At 48.5% G+C, this 15,058-nt stretch carries 12 protein-coding genes; 4 read left to right on the top strand and 8 right to left on the bottom strand.

The annotated features are described in order from the left end of the window. Positions 1-14 precede the first annotated feature (14 nt). On the top strand, positions 15-2,216 hold the full coding sequence (locus tag HMPREF2560_RS04470; protein ID WP_070608744.1) for a FepA family TonB-dependent siderophore receptor: 2,202 nt from the start codon (positions 15-17) through the stop codon (positions 2,214-2,216). 181 nt (positions 2,217-2,397) lie between these two features. Here the strand turns inward: HMPREF2560_RS04470 and HMPREF2560_RS04475 are convergent, their stop codons facing one another. The 4 genes from HMPREF2560_RS04475 to HMPREF2560_RS11245 all read right to left on the bottom strand — a co-directional run bounded on the left by HMPREF2560_RS04475 (position 2,398) and on the right by HMPREF2560_RS11245 (position 5,332). Further along, complete coding sequence (locus HMPREF2560_RS04475) at positions 2,398-3,060, bottom strand: NAD(P)H-dependent oxidoreductase (protein ID WP_070608746.1); 663 nt, start codon at positions 3,058-3,060, stop codon at positions 2,398-2,400. Between the two features lie 245 nt (positions 3,061-3,305). After that, a complete protein-coding gene (gene aspA / locus HMPREF2560_RS04480; protein WP_070608748.1) occupies positions 3,306-4,703 on the bottom strand; it encodes an aspartate ammonia-lyase in 1,398 nt (465 codons plus the stop codon). Between the two features lie 89 nt (positions 4,704-4,792). Further along, complete coding sequence (locus tag HMPREF2560_RS04485) at positions 4,793-4,993, bottom strand: hypothetical protein (RefSeq protein ID WP_063068698.1); 201 nt, start codon at positions 4,991-4,993, stop codon at positions 4,793-4,795. Positions 4,994-5,185: 192 nt separating this feature from the next. Continuing rightward, a complete protein-coding gene (locus tag HMPREF2560_RS11245) occupies positions 5,186-5,332 on the bottom strand; it encodes a hypothetical protein (RefSeq protein WP_049336812.1) in 147 nt (48 codons plus the stop codon). A 295-nt stretch (positions 5,333-5,627) separates the two neighbouring features. On the opposite strand from HMPREF2560_RS11245, the gene HMPREF2560_RS04490 reads away from it, so the two are divergent. The 3 genes from HMPREF2560_RS04490 (at position 5,628) to HMPREF2560_RS04500 (ending at position 10,897) form a co-directional block, all read left to right on the top strand. Continuing rightward, positions 5,628-6,320 carry a VIT1/CCC1 transporter family protein gene (locus HMPREF2560_RS04490; protein WP_070608751.1) on the top strand — a complete coding sequence of 231 codons (693 nt, stop codon included), beginning with the start codon at positions 5,628-5,630 and terminating at the stop codon, positions 6,318-6,320. A 130-nt stretch (positions 6,321-6,450) separates the two neighbouring features. Continuing rightward, the gene (gene mfd / locus HMPREF2560_RS04495; RefSeq protein WP_070609015.1) at positions 6,451-9,855 is read left to right on the top strand and encodes a transcription-repair coupling factor; all 3,405 of its coding nucleotides are present in this window, start codon (positions 6,451-6,453) and stop codon (positions 9,853-9,855) included. A 127-nt stretch (positions 9,856-9,982) separates the two neighbouring features. Next, positions 9,983-10,897, top strand: a complete 915-nt coding sequence (locus HMPREF2560_RS04500) for a putative phage abortive infection protein (protein WP_070608752.1) — start codon at positions 9,983-9,985, stop codon at positions 10,895-10,897. 187 nt (positions 10,898-11,084) lie between these two features. On the opposite strand, the gene HMPREF2560_RS04505 is transcribed toward HMPREF2560_RS04500, so the two are convergent. The 4 genes from HMPREF2560_RS04505 to HMPREF2560_RS04520 all read right to left on the bottom strand — a co-directional run bounded on the left by HMPREF2560_RS04505 (position 11,085) and on the right by HMPREF2560_RS04520 (position 14,756). Next, a complete protein-coding gene (locus tag HMPREF2560_RS04505; RefSeq protein ID WP_070608755.1) occupies positions 11,085-11,387 on the bottom strand; it encodes an ArsR/SmtB family transcription factor in 303 nt (100 codons plus the stop codon). 79 nt (positions 11,388-11,466) lie between these two features. Further along, on the bottom strand, positions 11,467-11,988 hold the full coding sequence (locus HMPREF2560_RS04510) for a rhodanese-like domain-containing protein (RefSeq protein WP_070608757.1): 522 nt from the start codon (positions 11,986-11,988) through the stop codon (positions 11,467-11,469). A gap of 12 nt (positions 11,989-12,000) precedes the next feature. Further along, positions 12,001-12,195: a YgaP family membrane protein gene (locus tag HMPREF2560_RS04515; protein WP_003685761.1), complete on the bottom strand. Its 195-nt coding sequence runs from the start codon at positions 12,193-12,195 to the stop codon at positions 12,001-12,003. Between the two features lie 464 nt (positions 12,196-12,659). Continuing rightward, positions 12,660-14,756, bottom strand: a complete 2,097-nt coding sequence (locus tag HMPREF2560_RS04520; protein WP_070608758.1) for a TonB-dependent receptor plug domain-containing protein — start codon at positions 14,754-14,756, stop codon at positions 12,660-12,662. Positions 14,757-15,058: the final 302 nt, after the last annotated feature.

Genomic DNA, 15,058 nt, shown 5'->3' on the forward strand with positions numbered 1-15,058 from the left:
AGAGAAACGATGCAATGAAAACATTCACACTCGCCATTTTGCCTTTGGCGTTAATTAGTGCATTCTCACACGCAGCTGAAGAGAAAGCAGTTGAGCAGGCTGAAGTCGATACCGTTTACGTTACTGCCGAGAAACAACTGCAACAGTCGCTGGGCGTATCGCGTATTTCTAAAGACGACATCGACAAGCGTCCTGCAGTCAACGATATTTCCGAATTTGTCCGCACCATGCCGGGCGTCAACCTGACCGGCAATACGGCAACAGGTCAGCGTGGCAACAAACGCCAAATCGACTTGCGCGGTATGGGTCCTGAAAACACTTTGATTTTGATTGACGGCAAGCCGGTTAATTCGCGCCAGTCCGAGCGTATCAGTATGCGCGGTGAACGCAATACGCGTGGCGACAGCAACTGGGTGCCGGTTGAAGAAATCGAATCCATCACCGTTTTGCGCGGCCCGGCGGCAACACGTTACGGGTCGGGTGCGATGGGCGGCGTGGTCAATATTGTTACCAAAAAAGTGTCTAAAGAATTTAAAGGCCAAGTCAATCTTTACGCCAATCAACCGCAAGACAGCAAAGAGGGCGCAACCCGCCGTATCGGCTTTAATTTGAGCGGTCCGATTATTCAAGATACTTTGGGCTTCCGCATTTACGGCAACCTGAATAAAACGGATGCAGATGCGGCCGATATCAATGCAGGACACGGCAACGACAGCGCGGCCGGTGTCGAAGGCGTACGCAATAAAGACATTGCCGGCCGTCTGCAATGGAAAATCAGCCCAGCGCAAACGCTGATTTTAGACAGCAGCTACAGCCGTCAGGGCAATATCTACAACGGCGATACGCAAAACAGCAATCCACGTTCTGCTTTGGTTAATTCTCTGGCCGACAGTAAAGCCGAAACTGCCCGCTTATACCGTTCTGCTTATTCTTTAACGCATGATGGCGCATGGGAATGGGGCGATACCAAAAACGTGATCAGTTATGAGCGTACAGTCAACAGCCACTTGCCTGAAGGTTTGGCCGGTGGTCCGGAAGGCAGCTATACAGGCTTGGATTTTGTTCAAAGCCGTCTGAAAAACCTGCGTTTCAGCAGCGAAGCGAATATTCCGTTTAAACTTGGTGTCGATAACGTGTTGACGGTTGGTGCAGAATTTACTGACAGCAAATTGGACGATCCTGCCTCCAATACTCAGGGATTTAAAGACCAAGGCAAAACCGATGCGTTTAACGGCATCTCCGCAACGCGCGGTAGTAAGGCATCTCAACGCAACTGGGCGGCATACGTTGAAGGCAATATTTCATTGACCGACAAAACCCATCTGATTCCGGCTATCCGTTTTGACCACAACAGCGACAGCGGTAGCAACTGGAGTCCGGCTTTGAATTTCTCGCATCAAATCGGCGAAAATTGGTTGGTCAAAGGCGGTGTTGCCCGTGCGTACAAAGCGCCAAATTTGTATCAAACCAATCCTGACTTTATCCTGTACACACGCGGTCAGGGTTGTCCGCTCAATGCGCCGAACAGTGTTCGCTGCTACTACATGGGCAACAGCAATTTGAAACCTGAAACCAGCATCAATAAAGAGATTGGTCTTGAGTTCAACAAAAACGGCTGGCAGGCTTCCGCGACTTATTTCCATAATGCGTACCGCAATAAAATCGTGATCGGCGACCAGCTTATTGCCACCAGCAATATCGGCAACTGGCTCCTGCAATGGGAAAATACGCCGAAAGCGACGATTTCGGGTATCGAAGGCAACTTGGTGATTCCGTTGCATGACACACTCAAGTGGAGCAACAATTTCACTTACATGCACAAATCCGAAGATTATCAAGGCAATCCATTGTCTTTGGTGCCGAAACACACCATCAACAGCACACTGTCTTGGACACCGAACGAACGCTTCGATGCCAACCTGACCTTTACCCACTACGGCCGCACCAAGCCGCGCGGCGTGGCAGTCAACCGTTTGGAGCAAAACGGCAATCCGCGTGCAGGCGTGGCAGCGTTGTCTTCTGAACATAACCAAACGCAAGTCGGCTCTTACGGCATTTGGGGCATCAATGCAGGCTACAACTGGAACAAACGTGTGGCCCTCCGTGGCGGTATCAGCAATCTGTTTGACAAAAAACTGTACCGCACAACTGCCGGAGCACAAACTTATAACGAGCATGGCCGTGCCTTCTACGGCAGTTTGAAAGTATCGTTTTAAGTAGAAGCGTATTAAATCAGGCCGTCTGAAACGGTGTGAAATGAAATCTAAGATTTCTGACACATGGTTTCAGACGGCCTTTTGATTTTTTAAATTTAGAAGTATTTGTTGTTACGGAATTTACTTCACTATTTTAAAAAAGTAAAAGGGCGACATTCACCGCCCTGAGAATACAAACTGCTTATTCGACCCAAGTCACCATTTCTTCAATCGGTTTGCGTGATTTTTTAGTGATTTCTTTGGCGCGATAGCCGAATGTTGCCGCTACGGATACGCCCCATTCGTTGGCATCAAACAGGCCTTCTGCTGCCAATACTTCGTTCATTTTGTCGTAGTTGAAGCCTTCGATTGGGCAGGAATCGATGCCGATGGCCGCTGCACCTGTAAGCATATTGGCCAAAGCAATATAGGTCTGCTTGCCGCTCCAGTCAAAGAGTGTGCGTTGGTCGTCGGCAATTTTAATGTCGGTTTCTTGGAAGCTTTTGTATCTTGCCAACGCTTTTTCCAGCTGCTCTCCTTGCAGGCCTCTGCGTTCGGCAACACTGCGGAAGAACGGGGTATCGTAACGGGCATTTTTCTTGGCAAGGATAATCACCAGATGGCTGCAGTCGTCCAGTTGGGATTGCATCCCCCAGCTGAAAGGCTTGATTTTCTCACGCAGGGCTTTGTTTTGAATCACCAAGAATTTCCATGGCTCGGAGCCGACAGAGCTGGGCGAGAGGCGGGCAAATTCTAAAATCGCTGCAAAATCTTCTTGGCTGATTTTTTTGTTGGGATCGTAATAACGGGTGGAACAGCGATTTTCGAATACTTGCAGCATTTGTTCGCGTGTAATTTGATTCATCTGGTTTTCCTAATAAATGAAGATGTTATTCCAATATCCGGTTCCTTTTGAGGTATCATTACCGGCATAACCTTAATGAGGAAACAGGCTGGGGCAACACCATGTTAAATCAAACCTGACGGTCAGGCTATCTTTTAATTCTGAATTTCGCAAAAAAATTCGATAAATATCAATATTAATACGAAAAGGCCGTCTGAAACTTTAAACGTTTAAAGTTTCAGACGGCCTTTGATTTCAAATCCTGATTACAGATGAGGATTAATCAGGTTTTCAGGAGAGAGGATGCGGTTGAGCTCTTCTTCGCTCAACAAACCGCGCTCCAGTACGACTTCGCGCACGCCTTTGCCGGTTTGGGCGCAGATTTTGCCGACCAAGTCGCCGTTGTGGTGGCCGATGTACGGATTCAAATAAGTAACCAAACCGATGGAGTTGAAAACGTAGCGTTCGCAGATTTCGCGGTTGACCGTAATGCCTTTGACGCATTTGTCGGCTAGGTTGACCGCGGCGTTGCCCAAGAGGGAAATGGTTTCAAACATACATTGGGCGATGACCGGCTCCATAACGTTCAGCTGCAACTGACCTGCTTCGGCTGCGAAAGTGATGGTGGTGTCGTTGCCGATGACTTTGAAGCAGACTTGGTTGACGACTTCGGGAATCACGGGATTGACTTTGGCTGGCATGATGGAAGAACCGGCCTGCAATTCAGGCAGGTTGATTTCTTTCAAACCGGCACGTGGACCGGAAGAGAGCAGGCGCAAGTCGTTACAGATTTTGGACAGTTTGACGGCTGTGCGTTTCAATGCGCCGTGTACCATTACATATGCGCCGCAGTCGGAGGTCGCTTCGATCAGGTTTTCAGTCAGTTTGCAAGGCAGACCGCTGACTTCGGAGAGTTTCTCAACAACCAAAGCTGCATAGCCTTTAGGCGTATTCACGCCTGTACCGATGGCGGTGGCGCCGAGGTTGACTTCAAGCAGCAGGGAGCGGGTGCGGTCTAGGTTGAGGATTTCTTCTTCCAACAACACTTGGAAAGACTGGAATTCTTGGCCGGCAGTCATCGGCACAGCATCTTGAAGCTGGGTGCGGCCCATTTTCAAAACATCTTTAAACTCTTCGGCTTTGGCGGCAAAGGCGTTTTTCAGGATGGCCAGTTTGTCGAGCAATTCGCCGATGCTGTAATACACGGCAAGGCGGAAGCCGGTAGGGTAGGCATCGTTGGTGGATTGGCTGGCGTTGACATGGTCCATCGGATTGACGATGTCGTAGTGGCCTTTTTCGTGACCCAAGACTTCCAATGCGAGGTTGGCAATGACTTCGTTGGTATTCATGTTGACCGAAGTACCGGCGCCGCCTTGATAAACGTCGGACGGGAATTGGTCGAGGCAGCGGCCTTTGACCAATACTTCATCGCAGGCTTTTTCGATGGCGGCCGCGATTTCCGGCTTGATGGCACCCAATGCGCCGTTGGCTTGCGCAGTGGCTTTTTTAACCATGACCATGCTGCGGACAAATTGCGGTACGTCGGAAATTTTTTGTGTGGAAATTTTAAAGTTTTCAATGGCGCGCAAAGTATGGATGCCCCAATATACTTCAGCAGGGATCTCGCGGTCGCCCAGTAAATCGTGTTCGATTCGTACAGTCATTTCTCTTACCTTCTCGTATAGTTGTGTTGGTGTGCATTATGCGTTTGGAACATTAGCCCAGTTCGGCAAGATTGTCCAGTTAATAAGGCTTAATCGTCAGGGTGAAAGCGCGCCGCTTCGCGCTCTTTTGCGGCTGTCTCTTTATCTTTCAATTTCGCACCCAAACCCAACATTTTTTCATATTCGGATTGCGGCGTGCCGTCGTCCTGCATACCGAACGCGCTGGCGTTGACCCAGAGGGCGAGCAGGGAAACGATAATGGCGAAAAAGCTGACGATATACCAAAACATTTTTTTCTTCCTTGTGTGTCTGCGGGGGCAGATTGTTGTGGTTTGTAAAGATGTGAATGTAGCACAAACGCGGTTGTGTTTAAATTCTTCTCCCGCATCCTTTCATTGATTTACCTGTAAGTGTTTAGAAAGGAAAAGGCCGTCTGAAAAGTAAGACTTTTCAGACGGCCTCGGAGGCTTTATCGGGAAGATTTAGCCGCCGCATGCGCCGCAGCAACCGCCTTCGCCATGACCGCCGCGTTTTTCTTCGTTGTTGATAACGGGCAGCTCGGTTTCTTCGGTTTGCTCTTTTTTATCTTCAGGCAAATCGTTTACTTTGATTTTGTTTTCTTCGGCCATGATACATCCTTTCAATGGATTGAGGAGTGGAAAGATTCATAAAGATAGCATCTTTAAGCCGATAAACCAAGCAGTACAAAACTGTCTTGTAATAATGCCATGACTTGGAACAATAAATTTACTTGTAAAAGCGTTCAGGCCGTCTGAAAAAATCCAAAGAGGAGTGTTGGCTTTTATGGTTTGAAATGGCCGCAGAAAGATTTAAGGATGCTTGATTTGAAGGGATAAACTGACATGGATTTCAAAAAACAATACAATGTTATCATTTGGAAACCGCCAATTTATCGGAGCATATATGTATTCACACCACAGCGAACGTCATTTCAGCGACCGCAACAACTGGCTTCGGGCAAGCGTATTGGGTGCCAATGACGGCCTGATTTCCACTGCCTCGCTGTTGACGGGCGTAGCCGCTGCCGCGCCAGATTTCCCAACCCTGCTGTTGACCGGCGTTTCGGCGCTTATCGGGGGCGCGGTGTCAATGGCGGCGGGGGAGTACGTTTCCGTGTCCAGCCAATCGGATACGGAAAAAGCCGATTTACACAAAGAATGCTACGAATTGGCAAATAATCCTGATGCGGAGTTGGAAGAGCTGACGGAAATTTACCGCCGCCGCGGTTTGTCCGACCCGCTCGCCGCAGAGGTGGCCAAAGCCTTGATGGAGCACGATGCACTCGCCGCCCACGCACGTGACGAAATCGGCATTACCGAAACCTCTGCCGCCCAACCCATACAGGCCGCGCTGGCTTCTGCCGCTTCATTTTGTGCCGGCGCAATTTTGCCTTTACTGGTCGCATTGACAGCTTCTACCGCCATTGTTCCGGCCTTGGCAGTTTCCACTTTGTGCGGACTGGCAGGACTGGGCTATGCCTCCGCCAAACTCGGAGGGGCACCTGTCGTTCCTGCCGTTTTGCGCGTGTGCCTATGGGGCGTTGCGGCATTGGTGATAACCGGATTTATTGGAAAACTGGCGGGTGTGGCCGTCTGAATGTAAGGCCTTATATTCTTTTAAACCTGTATCCAGTAAAATTGAAAATCTATTTAATCGCTAAAGGCCGTCTGAAAATTTTTCAGACGGCCTATGGTGCTTGTATTTATTTATTACAAACTATTTTATCATGACCTATCCGATTCCCAAACCCCGTGAAAAATCCCGTTGGCTCAATCTGTCTCAAGGCTCGCTGCCTTTGGCTTTGGCGCGTTATCTGCCGCATAAGCAGCTCAAGGTTGTCTTGACCCAAGATGCGGAACAGGCGCTACGCCTTCAGACGGCCTGGCTGTTTTTCCGTCCACACGATACGGCCGTGTTCCTGCCTGACTGGGAAACGCTGCCTTACGAGCGTTTTTCGCCGCATCAGGATTTGGTGTCGGAGCGCTTATCGGCATTGTGGCAGATTAAGAGCGGCGCGGCGGACGTGTTGTTCGTGCCGGTTGCCACGGCTATGCAGAAGCTGCCGCCTGTGCCGTTTCTGGCAGGGCGCACGTTTTGGCTGAAAACAGGGCAGACTTTAGATATAGGCCGTCTGAAAAGCGATTTGGTGGATGCAGGTTATAACCATGTTTCCCACGTTGTCGCTGCAGGCGAATTTGCCGTGCGCGGCGGCATTGTCGATTTGTTCCCGATGGGCAGCGAAATGCCGTACCGCATCGATTTGTTTGACGATGAAATCGACAGCATTAAAACCTTTGACACCGAAACGCAACGCACCATTTCCCCCGTTTCCGAAATCCGCCTGCTGCCGGCACACGAGTTCCCCACCGACAGCGAGGCGCAAAAGATTTTCCGCAGCCGCTTCCGCGAAGAAGTCGATGGCAATCCGAACGATGCGGCTGTGTACAAAGCCGTCAGCAACGGCCATTTCGGCGCGGGCGTGGAATATTATCTGCCGCTGTTTTTTGAAAACGAGCTGGAAACGCTGTTTGACTATATCGGCGAAGATGCGTTGTTTGTCTCTTTGGGCGACGTTCATGCCGAGGCAAACCGTTTTTGGAGCGACGTCAAATCGCGTTACGCCATGGCGCAGGGAGACGAAACCTATCCGCCTTTGCTTCCACAGCATTTGTATCTCTCTGCCGATGTTTTTGCAGGCCGTCTGAAAAATTATGGTCAGGTATTGCCGGATATTTTTAGTGATGAACATACGTTGCCAAACTTGGCCGTCAACCGCCAAGCAGATGAACCGTTGCAGGCATTGAAGGATTTTCAGACGGCCTTTAACGGACGAATTTTGCTGTGCGCCGAAAGTTTGGGACGGCGCGAAACCATGCTCGGTTTCTTGCAGCAAAACGGTTTGAAAGCCAAAAGCGTGTCCGACTGGCAGGGCTTTTTGTCGGCGCATGAGCCGCTGATGATTACAGTGGCGCCGTTGGCTTACGGGTTTAAATTAGAAGATCAAAACATCGCGGTCATTACCGAATCCGATCTTTATCAATATGTTGCCCGCTCGCGCAAACATCATCGTAAGAAACACGCTGCCGTTTCAGACGGCCTGTTGCGCGACCTTGCCGAAATCAATATCGGCGATCCTGTCGTTCACGAAGAACACGGCATCGGCCGATATATGGGCTTGGTCACAATGGACTTGGGCGACGAAACCAACGAAATGATGTTGCTCGAATACGCAGGCGAAGCGCAGCTTTATGTGCCTGTTTCGCAACTGCATTTAATCAGCCGCTACTCCGGCCAGGCGCATGAAAACGTTACTTTGCACAAGCTCGGCAGCGGCGCGTGGAACAAGGCGAAGCGCAAAGCCGCTGAGAAAGCGCGCGACACCGCAGCCGAATTGCTCAACCTCTACGCCCAACGCGCTGCCCAATCGGGACACAAGTTTGAAATCAACGAGATGGACTATCAGGCGTTTGCCGACGGCTTCGGCTACGAGGAAACCGAAGACCAGGCAGCCGCCATCGCCGCCGTGATTAAAGATTTGACGCAGGCGAAGCCGATGGATCGCCTCGTGTGCGGCGATGTCGGTTTCGGCAAAACCGAAGTCGCCCTGCGCGCCGCGTTTGTGGCGGTGATGGGCGGCAAACAGGTCGCCGTACTCGCCCCGACCACGCTTCTGGTAGAACAACACGCGCAAAACTTCGCCGACCGCTTTGCCGATTTCCCCGTGAAAGTCGCCAGCCTTTCACGTTTCAACAACAGCAAAGCCACCAAAGCCGCGCTAGAGGGCATGGCGGACGGCACGGTCGATATCGTTATCGGCACGCACAAACTGGTGCAGGACGACATAAAATTCAAAAATTTAGGTTTAGTGATTATCGACGAAGAACACCGCTTCGGCGTGCGTCAAAAAGAGCAGCTCAAACGCCTGCGTGCCAATGTCGATATCCTCACCATGACCGCCACACCGATTCCACGCACCCTCAGCATGGCGCTCGAAGGTCTGCGCGATTTCTCGCTGATTACTACCGCGCCCAGCCGCCGCCTCGCCGTCAAAACCTTTGTCAAACCCTTCAGCGAAGGCAGCGTGCGCGAAGCCGTATTGCGCGAACTCAAACGCGGCGGACAAGTGTTTTTCCTGCACAATGAAGTAGATACGATTGAGAATATGCGTGAGCGGCTGGAAACCCTGCTGCCCGAAGCCCGCATCGGCGTGGCGCACGGACAACTGCGCGAGCGCGAGCTGGAACAAGTCATGCGCGACTTTTTGCAGCAACGATTTAACGTGTTGCTCTGTTCCACCATCATCGAAACCGGCATCGACATCCCCAACGCCAACACCATCATCATCAACCGCGCCGACAAATTCGGGCTGGCGCAACTGCACCAGCTTCGTGGGCGCGTCGGCCGCAGCCACCACCAAGCCTACGCCTACCTGCTCACGCCCGAATACATCACCAAAGACGCAGAAAAACGCCTCGACGCCATCGCGGCGGCAGACGAACTCGGCGCAGGTTTCACCCTCGCCATGCAGGATTTGGAAATCCGCGGCGCAGGCGAAATCCTCGGCGAAGGGCAGTCCGGCGAAATGATACAGGTCGGCTTCACGCTTTACACCGAAATGCTCAAGCAAGCCGTGCGCGACCTCAAAAAAGGCCGCCAACCCGACCTTGACGCGCCATTGGGCATTACCACCGAAATCAAACTGCACAGCCCGGCTTTATTGCCCGAAGACTACTGCCCCGACATCCACGAGCGCCTCGTCCTCTACAAACGCCTCGCCGTCTGCGAAACCGTGCAGCAAATCAACGCCATACACGAAGAACTTGTCGACCGCTTCGGCTTGCCCGAACAACCCGTCAAAACCCTTATTGAAAGCCACCACTTGCGACTTGCGGCAAAAGAATTGGGTATCGATGCCATTGATGCGACCAGCGAAGCGGTAACGGTAACCTTTGGCAAAAACAATAATGTTGATCCAACCGAAATCATCCTGCTGATTCAGAACGACAAAAAATACCGCCTTGCTGGAGCAGATAAGTTGAGGTTTACAGCCGAGATGGAAAATATCGAAGTGCGGATTAATACAGTGAAGAACGTATTGAAGACTTTGAAAGAAAGGGTGATGGTTAAGTAAGGATGAAGGACAAAAGGCCGTCTGAAAAATTTTCAGACGGCCTGCAGCCCAAAATGTTGGCTTTAAGAATCCGACCTACGGCTGCTGAAACTAAATTTTAATTTTCATTTTTTTCTGGAAATAATTCATGGATCCTTTAAAAAATACTGATGAAAAAATTAATAAATATTGTACTCTTATTTTTTATATTTTCTTAACTATATTAGCTTGTATTGGTGCATTTTATGCTATTTTTGCGGCCTACGACTGGAAAATTGAAAAAAATGATTTTACAAATTGGCTTATTACAGTAGGTACAATCGCTTCTGCTTTTGGTTTGATATGCTTCAGTGGTTTAACTTATAAAAATCAAAAAAATAATGAATTTCATAGTCTATTTAAGGTGCTATTAGAAGAAAATAACAAACTATTAAAGGAAATAATTGAGTTTGAAAATAATAACTCAAAAATTTCAAATAAATATTATGACCTGCTAATTTTAAATAAACATATTATTGATTTATTTAAAAATAATTTCCTAAAAGATGAGTGTAACTTAAGAAATGAAGCTCAGTTCGAAATAAATTTCAACGAAGAAGTTGTAAAAGAAATTGATTTACATCATAAATTGAAACCGTACTTAATCACATTATTTAGACTTTTGAAAATAATTTCAACAAGTAGCAAAATAAGTTATCATGACAAAAAAGAATATTTTGGTCTAATTCGAGGATTGACACCACCACACATTCAATTTCTTATTTTGTTTAATTCACTAGGTTATAGAGAAAAAGAAAAACAACCAAACTATACAGATTTATTAATTGAATCGGAATTCTTTGAGCATTTACCAATAACTGAAAGCTGGTTAACTGACGTTTATTACTTATTCGGTCAGAAATTTGCAGAAAAGGATGAAGCTCCTTTTTTATCTAGCGAGGAGATAAAAAAAATTGTCTATCCTCTTGAAAAATATATTTTATCTGGAAAAGTCATAAACTTAGAAGCTTTTGGGCAAAGCATTTATTTGAAGAAGCATTTATTTAAAGCAAGCAAGCTGTAGTACGTATTAAACCTGTAGAGACAGGGTGTGTGAGGTGCACAGGCACGCGGGCTTTAAGTGTAAATATAGAAGCAGTATAAAAAGGTCATCTGAAAATAAATACAATAAAGGCCGTCTGAAAAATTTTCAGACGGCCTTTAAAATTATAAATGGATAGATTTTTTGGCTATCCTATTTCGATAATATTTCAATCTTTTCCTGCACAGAAAAAAAAATACAGCAGCTGTATCATCTCGTTAACTCGGGGGTCGGCAATATAATATTGCCTTTCCCGATGGTTCACTTCAAACGATACCAAACCGGCTTCACGCAGTAGCGCTAATTGGCTGGACATTGCCGCTTGCGGCAGTCCGGATGATTCAGCCAACTCAGTTACATTGTGCGGCCTTTCATGTAGTTTGCACAATACGGCGAGGCGGTTGGGATTGGCCAGAAGTTTGAGAAAAGCGCTGGCTTCTTCGTAGGGAGGTTGATTGTCGGCAATAGTCATTTTTCGCGCTTTTCGGCAAATGAGGAGGTCGAATTATCAGTCATAATGACCTTAGCAGCAACTTTCAGACGGCCTTTGCTTAATGGTTCCATGGCATTTTGGCTAGCAGGCGTGCCATGCCGCAGAATCCGGTTAGTCCGGCCGTTAACAGACCTGCGCCGACCATCACGTCTATCAGATAAAACCAAGGCGATACCAGCCAACCTGCCAGCACGCCCAACAGAATCAAACTGCCCGCTATGGTTTGCACCTGCCGTATGATGTCCGGTGCGGCACGGTTGGCAACAATAGGAAGCCCTGCAGCTTTCCATGCCTGTAAGCCGCCTTCTAAAATATAGCATTCGCGGCCTTGGCCAAGCGCTGACAATATTGTTTCTGCCCGTGTTGTACGTTTACCGCTCAGGCAATAAAAAATCAGGTATGGGGCTGTATCATCAGGCAGTTTGTCTCGCTGCTGTTCAGGTGGAAGGGATAATGCACCGCCAATATGTCCGCCCCGATATTCGGCTTGGCTTCGGATGTCCACTGCCAACGCGCCCTCACGGATTTTTGTCATTGCTTCGGAAGGCGTGATTCGCGGAAGTTGTCCGACCGTACTCATGTTTTGCCTTCGTTATTTTTTGTTGATGCGGCAGGTGTTGATGCCCAATAAGCTGTACAGCGCACAGTTGCCAATCAGTGCTGTACCCAGGGGGATGATGCCCAGCCAACCCCACCAGCCAATTTGTCCGGTAGCGGCTGCAGCAATCAGCGCTACGCCGATAACAATACGGATTACGCGATCTAAAGTACCCAAGTTTCGTTTCATTTTATTGCTCCTTGTTTAAGAATGGATTGTCTATAAATAAACATATATAACAAAAATAATATATGAGAAATATTATAGCTTTAAAGATGACTTTGTCAAATGGTTTACAGTAAAAGTGTAATGAATATTTGCATTGTATTTTTTAAACGCACAAATAGAATCAATCTCCAACGGCATGGTTAAATGTAAAAATACAGCCTGATATTTTCAGACGGCACTGGAGATGATCTATATAATATTTTATTTATATTGGAAGAATTGGTAGTCAGTTTTCAGAAGGAATCAAATCATGACCGATTCGGAAAAGAAGTCCAATGGAGACGATTTGAAGACTGAATAATCCGTTGTGTAACTAGCAAGGGAGAGGAAACACTTTAAAATCAAATTGTCTACGAATTATAAAAGGCCGTCTGAAAATTGAATTTCAGACAGCCTTTAATTTCTTTATAACGTCGTTCATATCATCAGAAACGATAGTTCACACCCAAGGCAAACTCGCGGCCGCGTTCGTAGAAGGGCACGCGTCCGTTGCCGTCGGGGAAGCGTTGGCTGTGTGAACGGTATTGCTTGTTGCCGATGTTGTTGACAGCGAAGTTGACGTTCAGGTTGTCTTTTTTCAGCGGCTGCCAGTTGGCGTAGATGTCGTGTACGCCGTAACCGGCTTTCTTGCCGTGTATCGTGCCTTGTCCGCGGGCGACGTCGGTGTATTTCACGCTTTGGGCGTAGCGGCCGCGCCAGCCGATTTCAAGTTTGGGGTTTTCAAACTGATAAGACAGGCCGGTCAGCCATTGGCGGCCGGTGTTCCAGAAGGTGAACGAGCTTTCGTGGTCTTCCGCTTGAATCGGGCTTTCGCCGTAGTACATTTCTCCGTTCAGACGGGGTTTGACGTAAGACACGCCGGCGCGCGCGGTCAGGCCGCCCCAGCGGTAGGATGCGTCAAGTTCGTAGCCGTAGGTTTTGAGCGTGCCGCCGTTGTAAATCTTGCCGCGTTCGGTGATGGAGGCGGTGTTGTTGTTGATTTTTGCCCAACGATAGACGATGAGGTCTTTGATGCGTTGGTGGAACACGCTGCCGCTGACGTTGAAGTTGTCGTTGCGCCATTTGAAGCCAATTTCAGCACGGCGGGCGGTTTCGGCTTTGAGGTTGCTGTCCAAATCGGCGGCGGCGCCTGCGCGTTCGTTAGCCAACAGGGCTTCGTTCAGGCGGGGCGCACGGCTTGCCTGATTGAGGTTTGCCAAGAGGGAGAAGTTGTCGTTGATGTCCCAAATCGCGCCGATGCTAGGGTTGAGCTGACCGTGCGACGCGCTTTGTTTGCTGGCGGCGTTGTATTTGAAATGGTCGTAACGCAGGCCGGTGGTCAGGGTAACGGGGTGCAGGTTCCAAATGCCTTCTGCGTACACGCCGTATTCGGCTTTTTTCTCTTTGTCGCGGTCATACAGGCCGAGAATCTTCAGCCATGCTCCTTTGTCGGAAGGCTCGGAGGTTTCATGGCGGTAGTTGACGCCGTATTTCACCATGTGTCCGTCGCCGAAAGAACTGGCGAGGTTCAGATTTGCGCCGGTTGCTTTGATTTTGCTTAACTCAAGCTTGCCGATGGGAACGCCGCCTTGTGCAGTGCCCGAAGCTTGGGCTTTTGGAGAAGGGGCGCCTTTAGGCGGTTTGGTGTCGTCGGTATTGATTTGGAAGACGTTGGCATCGATTTTGTCGATGAAGCCGACGTTGCGGCCGCGGTATTCCAGATTGTAGGTTTGTTCTTTTTGATAAGTGCCGTCCACGCCGATGTAGCTGTCAACGTTTTGGAACTCGGCTTTGTCGGTGCGGTTGCCTTTTTGGTATTCCTGACGGTAGGTCAGGCGGATGCCGTGGTCGTCGTTGAAATCGTAGCCGAGTTTGGCGAGGTAGCTGTGCTGTTTCAGACGACTGCCGAGGTTGACATTGCCGTTACCGTCTTTGTAGTCGCGGTTGTTGAGGAAGTTGCCTGCAAACAGGGCATCGAAGCCGTTTTGATAGCCGTAAACCGCTGCGCTGCCGGTTGAGCCTTTATTGCTGCTCAAGCCTGCACCCAGTTTGAAACCAAAAGGTTTGCCGTCGGTCAGCAGGTCTTTTGCGTCAACCGTTGTTACGCGGATGGTACCGCCGACCGCACCCAAACCTGCGCTTGCTGCGCCTGTGCCTTTTTCGACGTTGATGCTTTTCACCAAAGCAGGATCAAGCTGGAAGCGGCTTTGGTGGTGGAAGATTTTTGTGGATTGGCTGGTATTGTCGACTTCTAGGTTAATTTTGTCTTCACCAACGCCGCGGATGCTGTAAAACTGCGCCACGCCGTTGCCGCCACCGACATCCATACCGATTTGGTCTTTCATGACTTGTTTTAAATCGGTCGAAATTTCGCGGTCGAGCTGGTTGCGGGTTACACGAGTCGGTACGGCAGTACCGGTAACCTTAATTTCATTCAGCTCGGCAGTTTCTGCGGGTTGCAAATTTTCGGCATGAGCGAAGCTTGTTGATAATGCGAGTGTAATGATACTAAGGCGGAATACAGGAGAGGAGACCTTATTCATGATTTTTCCTAAGTAAAAAATTGACTGCTTATTCTAATTATTATAATAATGATTATCAAATTCTTAATGAATATTAATAAATATATTCTGTTTTATTCCAGTCTAAAATTAATAGGATTTTATAAAAATCAATTAGTTTATATTTTAGTTAAATTTAGTAAAGATTCTTTGATTGGGAAATGGGTTGAGTCTTACTTTTTCCGAGAGGGAGAGAAGGGATAGCTTGAATATCTGTCAATAAAGAATTTTATCTATCAGTGTTTTATTTAAAAGGCCGTCTGAAAAATATTTTTCAGACGGCC

The sequence above is a fragment of the Neisseria sp. HMSC078H04 genome (assembly GCF_001838135.1).
In the GTDB taxonomy this organism is placed as follows: Bacteria; Pseudomonadota; Gammaproteobacteria; order Burkholderiales; family Neisseriaceae; genus Neisseria.

What these genes read in the sequence shown, in the direction of transcription:
- mfd (WP_070609015.1), top strand. Translation starts at nt 6,451, where the DNA reads ATGACCTATCCGATTCCCAAACCCCGTGAAAAATCCCGTTGGCTCAAT.
- HMPREF2560_RS04505 (WP_070608755.1), bottom strand. Translation starts at nt 11,387, where the DNA reads ATGACTATTGCCGACAATCAACCTCCCTACGAAGAAGCCAGCGCTTTT.
- HMPREF2560_RS04475 (WP_070608746.1), bottom strand. Translation starts at nt 3,060, where the DNA reads ATGAATCAAATTACACGCGAACAAATGCTGCAAGTATTCGAAAATCGC.
- HMPREF2560_RS04485 (WP_063068698.1), bottom strand. Translation starts at nt 4,993, where the DNA reads ATGTTTTGGTATATCGTCAGCTTTTTCGCCATTATCGTTTCCCTGCTC.
- HMPREF2560_RS04510 (WP_070608757.1), bottom strand. Translation starts at nt 11,988, where the DNA reads ATGAGTACGGTCGGACAACTTCCGCGAATCACGCCTTCCGAAGCAATG.
- aspA (WP_070608748.1), bottom strand. Translation starts at nt 4,703, where the DNA reads ATGACTGTACGAATCGAACACGATTTACTGGGCGACCGCGAGATCCCT.
- HMPREF2560_RS04470 (WP_070608744.1), top strand. Translation starts at nt 15, where the DNA reads ATGAAAACATTCACACTCGCCATTTTGCCTTTGGCGTTAATTAGTGCA.
- HMPREF2560_RS04490 (WP_070608751.1), top strand. Translation starts at nt 5,628, where the DNA reads ATGTATTCACACCACAGCGAACGTCATTTCAGCGACCGCAACAACTGG.
- HMPREF2560_RS11245 (WP_049336812.1), bottom strand. Translation starts at nt 5,332, where the DNA reads ATGGCCGAAGAAAACAAAATCAAAGTAAACGATTTGCCTGAAGATAAA.
- HMPREF2560_RS04500 (WP_070608752.1), top strand. Translation starts at nt 9,983, where the DNA reads ATGGATCCTTTAAAAAATACTGATGAAAAAATTAATAAATATTGTACT.
- HMPREF2560_RS04520 (WP_070608758.1), bottom strand. Translation starts at nt 14,756, where the DNA reads ATGAATAAGGTCTCCTCTCCTGTATTCCGCCTTAGTATCATTACACTC.
- HMPREF2560_RS04515 (WP_003685761.1), bottom strand. Translation starts at nt 12,195, where the DNA reads ATGAAACGAAACTTGGGTACTTTAGATCGCGTAATCCGTATTGTTATC.